The 12,455-nt window shown below is 72.7% G+C and carries 15 protein-coding genes; 3 read left to right on the top strand and 12 right to left on the bottom strand.

The window, feature by feature from the left end; all coding sequences use genetic code 11:
- Nucleotides 1–38 precede the first annotated feature (38 nt).
- Nucleotides 39–770, top strand: coding sequence for a VOC family protein (locus ABZT87_RS18790; RefSeq protein ID WP_354862657.1), 732 nt, complete (start codon nucleotides 39–41; stop codon nucleotides 768–770).
- 68 nt (nucleotides 771–838) lie between these two features.
- On the opposite strand, the gene ABZT87_RS18785 is transcribed toward ABZT87_RS18790, so the two are convergent.
- From ABZT87_RS18785 to ABZT87_RS18755, 7 genes are all read right to left on the bottom strand, one after another.
- Nucleotides 839–1,555, bottom strand: a complete 717-nt coding sequence (locus tag ABZT87_RS18785) for a VOC family protein (RefSeq protein ID WP_355137127.1) — start codon at nucleotides 1,553–1,555, stop codon at nucleotides 839–841.
- Nucleotides 1,556–1,841: 286 nt separating this feature from the next.
- Complete coding sequence (locus tag ABZT87_RS18780; protein WP_355136937.1) at nucleotides 1,842–2,261, bottom strand: hypothetical protein; 420 nt, start codon at nucleotides 2,259–2,261, stop codon at nucleotides 1,842–1,844.
- 41 nt (nucleotides 2,262–2,302) lie between these two features.
- Complete coding sequence (locus ABZT87_RS18775) at nucleotides 2,303–2,596, bottom strand: DUF6510 family protein (RefSeq protein WP_354862654.1); 294 nt, start codon at nucleotides 2,594–2,596, stop codon at nucleotides 2,303–2,305.
- An 83-nt stretch (nucleotides 2,597–2,679) separates the two neighbouring features.
- The gene (locus ABZT87_RS18770; RefSeq protein ID WP_355137125.1) at nucleotides 2,680–3,444 is read right to left on the bottom strand and encodes a ferredoxin reductase; all 765 of its coding nucleotides are present in this window, start codon (nucleotides 3,442–3,444) and stop codon (nucleotides 2,680–2,682) included.
- A gap of 7 nt (nucleotides 3,445–3,451) precedes the next feature.
- A complete protein-coding gene (locus ABZT87_RS18765) occupies nucleotides 3,452–4,051 on the bottom strand; it encodes a sulfite oxidase-like oxidoreductase (protein WP_355069132.1) in 600 nt (199 codons plus the stop codon).
- Between the two features lie 76 nt (nucleotides 4,052–4,127).
- Entirely contained in the window at nucleotides 4,128–5,150 is a 1,023-nt protein-coding gene (locus ABZT87_RS18760; protein WP_355069134.1) for a TerC/Alx family metal homeostasis membrane protein, read from the bottom strand.
- 220 nt (nucleotides 5,151–5,370) lie between these two features.
- Complete coding sequence (locus ABZT87_RS18755; protein WP_354862649.1) at nucleotides 5,371–5,781, bottom strand: DUF2267 domain-containing protein; 411 nt, start codon at nucleotides 5,779–5,781, stop codon at nucleotides 5,371–5,373.
- A 181-nt stretch (nucleotides 5,782–5,962) separates the two neighbouring features.
- Here ABZT87_RS18755 and ABZT87_RS18750 point away from each other — a divergent pair, with 181 nt between their 5' ends.
- Together ABZT87_RS18750 and ABZT87_RS18745 are read left to right on the top strand one after the other, a co-directional pair.
- Nucleotides 5,963–6,235: a DUF2795 domain-containing protein gene (locus ABZT87_RS18750; protein WP_354862647.1), complete on the top strand. Its 273-nt coding sequence runs from the start codon at nucleotides 5,963–5,965 to the stop codon at nucleotides 6,233–6,235.
- A 42-nt stretch (nucleotides 6,236–6,277) separates the two neighbouring features.
- Nucleotides 6,278–6,946 (top strand): DUF1345 domain-containing protein, encoded by a 669-nt coding sequence (locus ABZT87_RS18745; protein ID WP_355069135.1) that lies wholly within the window; start codon nucleotides 6,278–6,280, stop codon nucleotides 6,944–6,946.
- Nucleotides 6,947–7,218: 272 nt separating this feature from the next.
- Here ABZT87_RS18745 and ABZT87_RS18740 read toward each other — a convergent pair whose 3' ends face one another.
- The 5 genes from ABZT87_RS18740 to ABZT87_RS18720 all read right to left on the bottom strand — a co-directional run bounded on the left by ABZT87_RS18740 (nucleotide 7,219) and on the right by ABZT87_RS18720 (nucleotide 12,393).
- The gene (locus ABZT87_RS18740; RefSeq protein ID WP_355136935.1) at nucleotides 7,219–7,887 is read right to left on the bottom strand and encodes a hypothetical protein; all 669 of its coding nucleotides are present in this window, start codon (nucleotides 7,885–7,887) and stop codon (nucleotides 7,219–7,221) included.
- A gap of 84 nt (nucleotides 7,888–7,971) precedes the next feature.
- The gene (locus ABZT87_RS18735; RefSeq protein WP_355136933.1) at nucleotides 7,972–8,943 is read right to left on the bottom strand and encodes a pirin family protein; all 972 of its coding nucleotides are present in this window, start codon (nucleotides 8,941–8,943) and stop codon (nucleotides 7,972–7,974) included.
- Nucleotides 8,944–9,278: 335 nt separating this feature from the next.
- Nucleotides 9,279–10,460 carry a hypothetical protein gene (locus ABZT87_RS18730; RefSeq protein ID WP_355136931.1) on the bottom strand — a complete coding sequence of 394 codons (1,182 nt, stop codon included), beginning with the start codon at nucleotides 10,458–10,460 and terminating at the stop codon, nucleotides 9,279–9,281.
- Between the two features lie 458 nt (nucleotides 10,461–10,918).
- Nucleotides 10,919–11,476: a hypothetical protein gene (locus tag ABZT87_RS18725; protein ID WP_355136929.1), complete on the bottom strand. Its 558-nt coding sequence runs from the start codon at nucleotides 11,474–11,476 to the stop codon at nucleotides 10,919–10,921.
- A 605-nt stretch (nucleotides 11,477–12,081) separates the two neighbouring features.
- Nucleotides 12,082–12,393 carry a MazG-like family protein gene (locus ABZT87_RS18720; protein WP_355136927.1) on the bottom strand — a complete coding sequence of 104 codons (312 nt, stop codon included), beginning with the start codon at nucleotides 12,391–12,393 and terminating at the stop codon, nucleotides 12,082–12,084.
- Nucleotides 12,394–12,455 lie beyond the last annotated feature (62 nt).

The raw sequence follows: 12,455 nt of genomic DNA, 5'->3' as shown, positions 1-12,455 counted from the left end.
CGTTCGCACCGGCCGCGCGTCCGCATAGCATCGTCGGCATGGCAACGCGGCTGGTACAGATCAACATGAAGGCTCGGGACGACTCCGCCCTGGGCGGTTTCTGGGCAAAAGCGCTCGGCTGGGGAATCTCCAGCGAGGGCCCGGGTGTCACCAACCTCGAACCCGAGGGCTTCGTCTACCCCGATCCCGTCGCCGTCTGCGTCGACATCGTCGTCTCCCCGGAACCCAAGACGGTGAAGAACCGCGTGCACGTCGACCTGGCCACCACCTCGGCGGCCCACCAGGCGGAGGTGGTGGCGCGACTGAAGGGTCTCGGCGCGACGCTCGCCGACGTGGGCCAGGGCGACGTGCCGTGGACGGTCATGGCCGACCCGGAGGGCAACGAGTTCTGCGTGCTGGACTCGCTCTACGACGACACCGGACCGATCGCCTCGGTGGTTGTCGACTGCGCGGATCCGCGGGTCATGGCCCGTTTCTGGGGCGAGGCCATGGACTGGACCGTGCACAAGGTGACCGAGGACAGCGCGGTGCTGCGCTCGGCCAAGGGCGTGGGCCCCTATCTGCAGTTTCTCCGCACTCCCGACGTGAAGACGGTGTGGAACCGCGTCCATCTCGACGTCCGCCCCTACCCCGGTGACGACCTGGAGGCCGAGGCGGCCAGACTGCGGTCTCTCGGCGCCACCGCCGTCGACCTGGGCGACGGCGACGTGCCGTGGAAGGTCCTCGCCGACCCGGAGGGCAACGAGTTCTGCCTCCTCACGCCGAGCTGACCCACACCCTCGTCATCCGCGCGGCGCGTGCCACCGGGTGGCACGCGCCTTGGCCGCCCCCGGCCGCGCTAGCGGCGCGTCAGCAGCCGGAACTCGGTGCCGTCGGGGTCGGTCAGCACGACCGCGCCGTCGGCGTCGGCGCCGACCACTGTGGCGCCGAGGGAGAGCAGGCGGTCGACCTCCGGCTGCGGGTCGTCGCCGTCGTCGACGGCGAGGTCGAACGTCACCCGGTCCCGGTCCCCCTTCGGCATCAACGGTGGACCACCCCAGGCGATCTTCGGGCCGCCCAGGGGTGACTGGATGGCGGTCTCCTCGTCCTGGTCCCAGACCAGCGGCCACCCGAGCGCCGCGCTCCAGAAGTAGCCGACGGCCTGCGAGCCGTCGCAGGAGACGTCACCGAGGAAACCGCAGCCAGCGAGGAACGTGTTACCCGGTCCGAGGACGCAGAACTCGTTGCCCTCGGGATCGGCGAGCACCACGTGACTCTCTTCCGGACGCTGGCCGACGTCGGTGTGCCGCGCGCCCAGCGCCAGCGCCCTGGCCACCGTCTGCCGTTGGTGTTCCAGCGAGTCGCTGGTCAGCTCGAGGTGTGCCCGGTTCTGCAGGACCTTCGGCTGCGGGATCCGCGGAAAACGCAGCCGGAAACCGGACTTGTCGTCGGGCAGCACGAGGACGCCGTCGCGGGGGTCGTCGACCAGCTCCCGACCCAGGATCTCGGACCAGAACCGCGCGACACGCAGGGGTTCGTTCGCGCCGAAACACACCGCGAAGAGGTGACTGGCCATCGCTGCGCTCATCTCCGATCCGGGGACGGGGCGGCCCGGACGGGCCGAAGTTCGGAAGCCTACGGAGGGGCCCGGTCGGCCGCACCCGAGTTTCCGGGCCCCGCCCCACCACGCTCGGGGGGCCACCGATCCTGATCGGAGGGTTCGCCGCGCCGGCACTGCGGCGCGGCGGGCGGTACGCCGACGGGTTCGTTTGCGCGGCGCCCCTGACTTGGGCCGGCCCCCTGGTCGCCGTCCTATCGCCGTCCTCGCCGAGGCGGATCCGGAAACGCCGTAGCGGCTCCCCTCAGTGGCGCTGCGTCGCGGGCCGGGCGAACCACCGGGCCAGCCACGCGGTGAGCGCGACGAGGGCGACGGCGAGGGCGGTGATGACGGCCTGCCCGATCCGGCCGGGGGTGACGCCACCGGCGGGGTCGAGCACGTAGTTGGCGTACCCGTTCGCGGCGGCGTCCGTCACCAGCACGGCGCAGCCCAGCGCGAGCCCCGCCGGACGGCGAGCCGCCAGCAACAGCGCCGCCAACGGATCCCACAGGGTCAGGGACCCGAAGTAGACCGCGAGCCACCCGGGCAGGGCGAGCGGCGGTCGGAGCCCGGGGACGAACACCTGGAGCACGTGCACGACGGTGCCGTAGGCGAAGACCAGAACGGCCGCCGACACGACCAGCCGGGCCCGCAGTGGAACGCCACGCCATCGACCGGTACCCATCCGGCCAGTCTGCCCCAGCGGCGCGAGCGCCGAGCGAACGGTCAGAGCGGCTCGGGAAGCGGCTGCTCCATCGGCATCGGCACCTGGAGGTAGGTGACGCCGCGCATGTCCAGCCAGGCCCGGTCCGGCGCGCGGACCAGGCGCACCATCACCGACTCGCAGGACGGGCAGCGCGCGACCATGCCCGGGGCATGCGAGTAGACGTGCAGGCTGGCCATCGAGCCGGTCGTCCCGCAGTTCTCGCAGCGGCCCATCGCGGTGCTCAGGTCGACGGCGAACAGCTCGCGCATCGGGCCGTCGAGCATGTTGCCGTCCAGGTACGACATCTCGGTCATCGGGTCTCCTCGACGTTGCGTCGGCGGGCGGGACAGTTGGCGGGCCGGACAGGCGGCGGGCGGGGCAGTCGGCGGGCGGGCTCTCAGCCGGTGGGGCCGAAGCGTTCGGTCTTGATCCGCCGCGACGGGTGGCCCAGCCCGACCAGCAGATCGGCCACGGCCTCCACGAACCCGGTCGGGCCGCACACGTAGGTGAGCGGTTCCAGGTCCGGCGGCCAGCCGTGGGTGTTCACGTCGGCCAGGCCGATCCGGTGCGGCTCGCCGCGCCAGCCGTCGGGCGCCTCGCGGGTGTAGACGTACGCCACATCGAGGCCGAAGTCGTCGCGGACCCGGCGACGCAGCTCGTCGGCGTAGATCACGTCCTCCGCGGTGCGCACCGAGTAGATCAGCCGGAACGGGACCTTGCTGCCGACCGCCCACCGTGCCCGGATCATGGCCATCAGCGGCACGATGCCGGAGCCGCCCGCGACCAGCTGCACCGGCGCGGTGTCCTCCGATCGCCAGATGAACCAGCCGCCGAGCGGTCCGCGGACCTCCACCGGGTCGCCGGGACCGAAGACATCGATGAGGTACGGCGACACCTCGCCGTCGGGCACCCGCTGGACGGTCACCTCGATGCGCGGGCCGCCGGGGCCGTCCACGACCGGCCCGGCGATCGAGTACGACCGGGCGGTCTGGTAGCCGTCCGGGGCGGTCAACCGCACGTCGACGTGCTGCCCGGGCAGGTGCCCCGACCAGTCCGGCACCTCCAGGACCAGCGTCTCCGCCGTCGCCGTCTCGACGCGGCGCTCCACCAGCCGGGCCACCTGCCACCTGATCGGCGCGCGGGCCGGGGTGCCCGTCGCCACGGCCCGCTCAGTCACCCTGGTACCGCTGTTCGCGCCACGGGTCGCCGTAGTCGTGGTAGCCGGCCGTCTCCCAGAACCCCGGTTCGTCCATTGTCTTGAGTCGGATGCCGCGCACCCACTTGGCGGACTTCCAGAAGTACAGGTGCGGCACCAGCAGCCGCGCCGGGCCGCCGTGCTCGGCCGGCAGCGGCGCGCCGTCGAAGGTGTGCGCCACCCAGGCCCGGCCGCCGCGCAGGTCGTCCAGCGGCAGGTTGGTGGTGTACCCGCCGTACGAGTGGGCGAGCGCGAAGTGCGCGCTGGTGTCCACGCCGTCGAGCAGGGTGTCCAGGGAGACGCCCTGCCAGGTGGTGCCGAGCTTCGACCAGTGGGTGACGCAGTGGATGTCGACCATCGCGGTCTCCTGCGGAAGCGCCATCAGCTCCTGCCACGACCACCGGTACTCGGTGCCGTTCTCGGCGGCGATGACGAACTCCCAGGTGTCCAGGGAGACCCGGGGTGTCGGGCCGGCCGACAGCACCGGAAAGTCCTCGGTCAGGTACTGACCGGGTGGCAGGGCCGGCTCCTGTGAGCGGGGCCGGCCCTGAAAGCCCGGTGACACGATTCCCATTGCACAGTCGTACCACCCGGGCCGGCCGGGGCGGGAGCTTTCCCGCGTACGCCCTCGTCGACCCGGCGCGGCGCGGTCAGTGCCGCTCCGTGACGACCTCGCGCTGCTCGGGCGTGCCGCCCCGGGTGGCGCGAAGGCTGGTCAGGGTCACCACCACCAGCACGCCGATGATCACGCCGAGCGAGGCCAGGGTGGGGATCTGCGGCACGCCGGCCCAGATGCCGTGCGCCCAGTGCAGACCCAGCTTGAGGCCGATGAACGCCAGGATGATCGCCAGGCCGTAGCTGAGGTGCACCAGCCGGCTCAGCGCCGCGTGCAGGACGAAGTAGAGCGCCCGCAGGCCGAGCAGGGCGAACGCGTTGGTGGCGAAGACCAGGTACGGGTCCTCGGTGATGCCGTACACCGCCGGCACCGAGTCGACGGCGAAGACCACGTCGGTGGCCAGCACTGCGACCACCACCAGGGCGAACGGCGTGAGTGCCCGCTTCGCGCCCTGCCGCACGGTCATCCGGGTGCCGTGGTACTCGTCGACCACCGGCATGATCTTGCGCAGCAGCTTCACCGAGCGCATCTTGTTGATGTCGACTTCCTGCTGATGCCCGGAGAGAGCGTCGCGCAGCAGCTTCACCGCGGTGGCGATGAGGATGATCGCGAAGAGCAGGAACGCGAAGTCGAGGGTCTGCAGGGCCGCCGCGCCCAGGGCGATGAAGACCGCCCGCAGCACCAGAGCGCCGGCGATGCCGTAGAGCAGCACCCGCTGGGCGAGCACGGCCGGCACCGCGAACGCGGCCAGCAGCAGCATGAAGACGAAGAGGTTGTCGACCGAGAGAGACTTCTCGACGAGGTAACCGGTCAGGTACTGCACGCCCTGCTCGGAGCCGTAACGGGACCACACCCAGCCGCCGAACGCGAGCGGCAGCGCGACGTAGAACGCCGACCAACCGATCGCCTCCCGCATGGACACCTCGTGCGGCTTGCGCGTCACCAGGAAGTCCAGCACCAGCAGCAGCACCACGCCGGCGATGGTCAGCGCCCAGAGCGTGGGCGTGCCCACCGACGACAGGTCACTCGCTGCGGCCAGGTATGACAATTCGGTCATGGGGTCTCCTCGAACACCGTGTCATGTTCGAGGTCTCCTTCACCCATCGGAGATGGGCAACCACCCGAGGCACGCCGGGCGTGCCGTACTGACCGGAATGGTTCGTGGGAAGTACTCCCCTCGCACGACAAGGTTAGGCCAGGGCCGACCGACACGCCAAGCCGGACGTCGATCGTTGCCCTGGCCAACCGCTGTGCGTCCCCGGTCGGAGGTCTCACCGTCAGGCGCGGCGCAGCGTCGCACCCGGCGCCATCGCCTGCTCCACGAGGCCCCGGTAGTCGCGCGGCAACTGGGTCGCCACGTCGTCGAACTCCCCGCCGGTGATCGCCTCGCGCAGGGTGGTGAACACCGCCCGGACGGCGTCCCGCGCGGCCGGCTCCTGCACCTGCGCGCGCAGCGCGACGCGCGCCACGAACTCGGCCGCTCCGAACCGGTCCGCCTGCTCGGTGCTCGGGCTGGGCTTGAGCACCAGTTGCAGCGGCTGCGGAAGCTGCGCGGCCAGGTCCAGCACCTCACCGCCGGTCAGCCGCTCGGCGAACGTCTCCAGCACGGCCCGGGTCAGCTCGACCGCCTGCTCGGACGACGTCCGGGTGCGCTGGGAAACCAGGTCGACGAAGGTGTCGTATTGCATCGCGTACTCCCTCGGGCTTGTCGGCGCCGCCTGCGGGTACCCGCGGTGCCGTGGTGGAAACGGCGCCGGATTTCCTGCGGCGACCCGGGCGATTTGCTCCGCCGGCCCGGGCGTGACGAGGCGGCGGGCGGGTAACCGCCGCCGGTCGTGACCACATCGATGCCCCGAGGGAGCCCCAGACATGGCGAGCTACGCGGACGTCCTGCAGTACCTGTCGAGCCTGGACTACCCGGCCGAGAAGAACGACGTGGTCCGCGAGGCCGAACGGGAGGGCGCCCCGCCGGACGTGCTCAAGGCGCTGCGCGCCCTGCCGCCCGTCGACTACGCCAACGGCACCGAGGTGGCCCGGTCCGCCGGCATCGAGGCCGCCCCCGAGGTGAGCCCCTCGCAACGCGCCGCGCAGGCCCGGGACAAGAAGCACAACCGGGTGTCGCAGCATCTGCGCGGCATCTGACCCGGCGGTGGTGGCGTCCGTCGGAACGCGCGGACGGCGCGGATGACTGGCACCGGCCCGCTGTCCCGCCCGCCGGACGGGCACACCCCGGCGGCGGTGCAACTCGTCGTTGTGGCGGTGGTCGGCGTCATCGTCGGCGGCGTTTTCGCCCTGGCGCTGTCGCCGTCGCTCGCCCCGCTGGCCGGCTGGGACGTCGCCGCGCTGAGCTGGCTGGTGCTGGTGTGGCGCAAACTCTGGCCGATGGACGCCACCCGCACCGCCCGCCTCGCCGTGTACGAGGACCCCAACCGGGCCACCCGGGACGTGGTGCTGCTCATCGCGTGCCTCGCCAGCCTGCTGGCCGTCGGGCTGGTCCTCGCCAGCGCGCACGCCGCGCCACCCGGCGTACACCGCGACCTGTACGGCGTGCTGGGCGTCCTCAGCGTGGTGCTGTCCTGGCTGGTCGTCCACACCGTCTTCACCGCCCGCTACGCCCGGATCTACTACACGGGCCCGGACGGCGGGGTGAACTTCAACCAGAGCGAGCCGCCCCGCTACTCGGACTTCGCGTACGTGGCGTTCACCGTCGGGACGACGTTCCAGGTCTCCGACACCAACCTGACCAGCAACGAGATGCGCCGGACGGTGCTGCGGCACGCGTTGTTGTCGTACCTGTTCGGCGCGTTCGTCATCGGCGTCACGGTGAACCTGCTGGCGGGGCTGGCGCACTGAGCGCTCGCGCCCGGCTGCGTCCCGGGCGGGCGGCTCGTGCCCGGCTGCTTCACGGGCGGCGGCTCGCCGGGACAGGCGGGCGCCCCTTGGCCGCGAACCGCGACCGGGGGCGCCACGCAAACCTGCCCAGGCGGTGAACCGCGTCCGAACCGGTCGCGGTCACCCGGCGGTGGATGCCCGCTCGAACCGAGCGGGCAGCATTGCCGGGTACAACCATACGACAGACCATCCTCCGTACGGTCAGTTTTGGCCGAAGTGTGGGCCAGGGCACGTCAGGGACGGCCGGTCAGTTCCGCGTACCGGTGCTCCAGATCGACCCGGGCCAGCGCTCCCACCAGCCACGCCAGCCGCTCCGACTCGCCGCTGGCCAAGCCGGCCAGGTCATCCGCCGAGCGGCCCAGCCCGAGCCGTCGGGCCGCCGCCAGCGCCCGCCGGTCCGCCACCGGGGCGACCTCCCGCCACAACGCCTGCGCCTCGCGCAGAAACAGGTCGACGACCTGGTCGTCCACCCCGGGCAGGTCGGCGAGGAGCGCACGCTCGGCAGCCGGCTCGTGGTGCGCGACCGCGCGCAACCGGCGCAGGTCGCCCCGGTACCGCTCGACGACCGTCCGGGCCAGATCGCCCAGCACGTCGGCCAACGCGTCGACGTCACCGCGCTGACCACTGTCGCGCAGCACCCGCACCCGGTCCTGGTGCAGCGACCTGGCCAGCCGGGCGGCGCTGTCCCACCCCTCGTCGCGCAGCGCCCGCGCGCCGTCCAGCGCCCGACGAAAGTCACCCCGGCGGGCGAGCAGTACCGCGAGGTAGAGCACCTGGAACAGGCTCGCCGGATTGTTGGTCACGCGGAAGCCGTACTGCTCGGCGAAGCCTCGTCCGCTGCCGGCCAGCCGGCGGGCCAGGCGTTTGCGGTCCTCGACGGGCGTGATCAGAGTGGTCGCCATGCCGGCGACTACCCACGCCACCGTCGGCCAACCGCCGACCCCAGCCTGCCCCAGCCCTGGCGCCGGTCCGGCGCCGCGGCCCGGTCAGCCGTGCAGGCCGCCGGTGCGGTCGCGGGCCTTGAGCCGGGTGGTGGGCAGGGCGGGCGCCGGCAGTGGCGACGCCGCATCGTCGGCCACCACGCCGAAACGCCGGCCGGCCATCCAGTCCTCCCGAGCGGCGGCGACCTCCTCGTGGGAGCGGCACACGAAGTTCCACCACATGACCAGCGGCTCCTCGAACGGCGTACCCCCCAGCAGCAACAGCCGGGCACCCGCCCCGCCGCGCACGGTCACCTCGCGTCGACCCGAACCCAGGTAGAGCAACGCGCCTGGCTCGAAACCCACCCCGGCGGCCTCGGCGGAGCCGGACATCGCCAGCAGGGCGTACTCGAAATCGGGCCGCAACGGCAGTGTGGTCGGCGCCGCCCCGCCCAGCTCGAGCTGCACGCCCACCAGCGGGGTGTGCACCACCGCCGGGGAACGCTGGCCGGCGAACTCGCCGACCAGCAGGGTCGCGTCCACGTCGCCCTCCCGCCAGCGTGGCAGGTCGGCGTGGTGCGCGAAGTCGGCGCCACCGGCCCGCGCAGGGTCCGGCAGCACCACCCAGAGCTGCACACCGTGCATGACCGGCGGGTGCGTGGCCGGCGACCGCTCCGAGTGGGCGATGCCGTGCCCGGAGGTCATCACGTTCAACTGGCCGGGCCGGATCGCCTGGACGTTGCCGAGGCTGTCCCGGTGAATGATCTCGCCGTCGAGCAGCCAGGTCACCGTCTGCAGGCCCGTGTGCGGGTGCGGTGGCACCTCCATGCCGGGCCGCTGCGCCACGTCGTCCGGGCCAAAATGGTCCACGAAGCACCACGCGCCGACCATCCGCCGAGGCCGCTGCGGCAACAACCGCCGGACGGTCGTGTACCGCCCCAGTGGCACATCGTGGCCCGGCAGCAGCACGCTGCCGGGATCGACGTCGGCCACGCCGGGCGGTCGGGTCTGTGCCGGCATCGATTCGGTACGCTCCACCGCCCGACTGTACGCTCGCGCCCTCCCCGGGCTGCGGCGCTTCCCACCAGGGGTCAACCTCCGACCCAGCACGTCGCGGGCGGGCCGGTCGGCGTCCTACCCGGCCGCCCGGCGCCCGGCTCACTCCCCGGCGACACCGGCCCGCGTCTCCGTCTCTGGCCGCTGCCCGCTCCTGGCCGCTGCCCGCTCCTGGCCGCTGCCCGCTCCTGGCCGCTGCCCGACGGCCCCGACCCCACACCCGACGTCGCCGGCCCGACGCCGACGGCCCCGGCCAGCACCCGAGGTGGCCGGCTCGACGCCCGACGAACCTGGTCGGCGTCCTAGTCGTGGGCCGGTCACCGGGACTCGGCCACCGTCACGGTGCCGGCGCCTGCCACCAGGTCAAGGAAGAGCCGGTCGGTTGAGCGGTCCCACCCCGGCGTACTCAACAGCGCGCCAGCGGCGACCCCGGCCCAGCGCTCGTCGCGGACCGCGACCGAACCGGCCCCCGCTCCCACCCGCACCCGTACCGGTGGTGTGCCCGGCACCCGGATGTCGAACTGGTTGACTCCACCGGTCAGCCGCACGGTCGTCGTGCCGCCGTTCACCGGCGGCAGGATGAGATCGGTGCGGGCGGAGCCGCCGACGAGGTCCACGCCCAGAAGTCGTGCCTGCGCCAGGTCGAGCACCTGTTCGCCCACCCCGCCGTCGAGGTGCAGACGCCAGGCGACCCGCTCGCTGAGCAGCACCCGCGCGGCCCGCTTCTCAGACGTGCCGGTGGCCACCACGCCGAGCCGGACGGTCTCACCCTGCACCACTGGACGGACGGCCACACCCGAGTCGGCCGGGCTGCTGATTCGGTAGAGGTCGTCGCCCAGGTCGGCCACCCGAAGGTCGAACGAGGACAACCCGTCCGCCAGTACGAAGGTGGCCTTCTGCCGCCCCGCCAGCGGCGTCGTCATCGTCTGCTCGGCGGCCGCAGCCGCAGCCGCACCCGGCCGGGCGCCGTCGGACCGGGCGCCGTCGGACGGGGCGCCGTCGGACGGGGCGCCGTCGGACGGGGCGCCGTCGGGCCGGGCGCCGTCGGGCCGGGCGCCGTCGGGCCGGGCGCCGTCGGGCCGGGCGCCGTCGGGCCGGGCGCCGTCGGGCCGGGTGCCGTTCGGGTGGACGCCGTCGGGTGCGCCGGAGTATGCCTGGCCGAGGCGGTAGGGGTCGGCGACGATGACCACCACCGCCGCGGCGCCGAGAACCAGCATCACCGCCGCGGCGGCCACCAGCAGCCGAGCACCGACCGACCAGCGCCCCGGTGTCGCTTCGGCACCCACTGGTCGCGGCTCCGCCTCCGACCGTTGCCCCGCGTCGGAGCCGGGCCGGGCCGAGCGGCCCGCGCGCTCCGGCTGATCTGCGGCCGGGTGCGCCGCCGCCGAATGCGCCACCCCCGGGTGCGGCGCCGCCGGGTGCGGCGCCGCCGGGTTAGTTGGTTGCTGCCCCGGATCGTGTTCTGCCTGGTGCTCGATGCCGTCACCCACTGCGGCCATGCCTATGCCCTTCCGCCGGTCCCCGCCGGGAGGTACGTACCCGCCGGCCCATCGGATCACTCCGCGCCGACCACGCCGCTCCGCTACGTCGCGTTGGTGAATCTTGGACAGTTTCCGTTAGGGCCGAACGGAAACTGTCCAAGATTCACCGTCACACGGGCCGACAATGCTGTTCGGGCAAGCTGCGCCCGTGGATGTGAGGGGTCCGCCGGTCACTCGGCGGGGCTGGGTACGCCGCTAGCCGGCACCCAACTCGGGGTGGCGGCCAGGTAAATGAGCGGGGGCTGGGTACGCCGCTGGCCGGCACCCGACTCCGGGTGGCGGCCAGGTCAGTGGGCGGGCGTTGGGTATGCCGCTGGCCGGCCCCGACTCGGGGTGGCGGCCAGGTCAGTGGGCGGGTATGCCGATGGCCGGCACCCCGGGGGGGTGCCGGCCAGTCGGTCGGGTCGTGCGGTGGGTCAGCTGTTCCAGTGCTGGGCGACCAGGTCGGTGGCCTGCTGCTCCCACTGGGCGTAGGCGTCCGGGTACGCCGAGACCTGCACGGTCTGCGCGGCCTGGGTCAGGGGCATGTCCTGCCAGCCGTCGACCTGCTTGAGGCCCTTGAGGAACGCGGTGGTGGAGTACTCGGGGTTGGTGATCTGCTCCGGCGTGCCCCAACCACTGGAGGGGCGCTGCTGGAACAGACCCAGCGAGTCGTGGTCGTTCATGTCGCCGAGGTGGCCGAGGTTCTCCAGCTTCGACTCCTGCAGGCTCGTCGCGATCGAGATGACCGCGGCCCGCTCGGGCAGGCCGGCCTTCTTCGTGGCGGCGATGATCGCCTTGGCGTTGGCGTTCTGCTCGCCGTTCAGGCCGATGTGCGACTGGTCGCCCTGCGGCTTCGACACCGTCTGCACGGCCGCGACGGGCTTCGCATCGGCGGCAGGGTTGGCGTGGGCGGCGATCGGACCGGCGAACACACCACCGGCGAACGCGAGACCAGCAACGGACAGCATGCTCTTACGGAAGATCGTGTTCATGGGGGTAGCTCCTTCGGGGGTAGGAACACCACACGCCACCACACGGGGGTGGGTGACGCGGGTGTGAGCACCTCGTCCGGCGCTTCACAAAAAGGGGGAAAGTTTGGGGGCGGCCTACGGGCTGATCGCTCGTGGCGCCGGGGGCGGCAGCCTACGAGCGGGGGGCTCGTGGCGCCGGGACCGTGTGTAACGACCGTCGGGCCGGGGTCATTCCCGGGGCGGCCCGCGAGTGGGGCTCGTGGCGCCGAACCGTGTGTAACGACTGCCGGGCCGGAGTCATTCCCGGGCCCTCACCGGGGCCGAATAGCGGACCCGGGGGCGAGCCCACGGTCGTTCGGGGGTCTGCAACGACCCGGCCCGGCCGGCCATTCCCCCGCCGGTTGAGCGGGCGGGGCGGCTGGCCGTGGTCCTGCGATCGTACCCGGGGGAGATCCTGGACGACCCCAACAGCCCCAGAAACGGACATCCCACCCAACCGGGCACGTCCCCGACCGGTCGCACCGGACAGCCGGGCTGATCGACTCCGGATCGGCGATATCGCGGCATCCGGCCAGCCGGACACCCCCACCTCGCCGACACCGTGCCGATCATGGAGGGGGTTGGCGTCAGCCTTCCAGGCGAGAGCGGACCTTTTCGGCACAGGCCCCCAGAATGGTCTGTGCGTCGAGTCCGAGACTCTCGATGGCTACGAGCGCGGTGAACACCACGTCGGCCAACTCGGCTGCCACGTCCTCGCGGGTGTGGGTGACACCCTTGCGCGGATTCTGCCCGAGCAGACCAATCCAGGCGGCTGACGCCTCCCCGGCCTCCTCGGTCAGCTTCAGGATGCGGCAGGTCAGTTCCGTCTGCCCGGTGCCATTCGCCGCGTCCAGCCAGCTCCGCGCAGCCCGGGCCGCCGCCCAGATCGAGTCGTCCACGGCGACCAGTCAACCCGACCGCCCCGACCGGCCCCACACCCGGCCCGCACGGTCGGGACACG

It is taken from the genome of Micromonospora sp. NPDC005237, assembly GCF_040607775.1.
GTDB lineage: Bacteria > Actinomycetota > Actinomycetes > Mycobacteriales > Micromonosporaceae > Micromonospora.
Note: the sequence above shows the minus strand (reverse complement) of the source record. Positions and strands in the feature narration are given on the sequence as shown.

Coding starts and splice junctions, on each gene's coding strand:
- ABZT87_RS18790 (WP_354862657.1), top strand. CDS start 39: ATGGCAACGCGGCTGGTACAGATCAACATGAAGGCTCGGGACGACTCC.
- ABZT87_RS18785 (WP_355137127.1), bottom strand. CDS start 1,555: ATGGCCAGTCACCTCTTCGCGGTGTGTTTCGGCGCGAACGAACCCCTG.
- ABZT87_RS18780 (WP_355136937.1), bottom strand. CDS start 2,261: ATGGGTACCGGTCGATGGCGTGGCGTTCCACTGCGGGCCCGGCTGGTC.
- ABZT87_RS18775 (WP_354862654.1), bottom strand. CDS start 2,596: ATGACCGAGATGTCGTACCTGGACGGCAACATGCTCGACGGCCCGATG.
- ABZT87_RS18765 (WP_355069132.1), bottom strand. CDS start 4,051: ATGGGAATCGTGTCACCGGGCTTTCAGGGCCGGCCCCGCTCACAGGAG.
- ABZT87_RS18760 (WP_355069134.1), bottom strand. CDS start 5,150: ATGACCGAATTGTCATACCTGGCCGCAGCGAGTGACCTGTCGTCGGTG.
- ABZT87_RS18755 (WP_354862649.1), bottom strand. CDS start 5,781: ATGCAATACGACACCTTCGTCGACCTGGTTTCCCAGCGCACCCGGACG.
- ABZT87_RS18750 (WP_354862647.1), top strand. CDS start 5,963: ATGGCGAGCTACGCGGACGTCCTGCAGTACCTGTCGAGCCTGGACTAC.
- ABZT87_RS18745 (WP_355069135.1), top strand. CDS start 6,278: ATGACTGGCACCGGCCCGCTGTCCCGCCCGCCGGACGGGCACACCCCG.
- ABZT87_RS18740 (WP_355136935.1), bottom strand. CDS start 7,887: ATGGCGACCACTCTGATCACGCCCGTCGAGGACCGCAAACGCCTGGCC.
- ABZT87_RS18730 (WP_355136931.1), bottom strand. CDS start 10,460: ATGGCCGCAGTGGGTGACGGCATCGAGCACCAGGCAGAACACGATCCG.
- ABZT87_RS18725 (WP_355136929.1), bottom strand. CDS start 11,476: ATGAACACGATCTTCCGTAAGAGCATGCTGTCCGTTGCTGGTCTCGCG.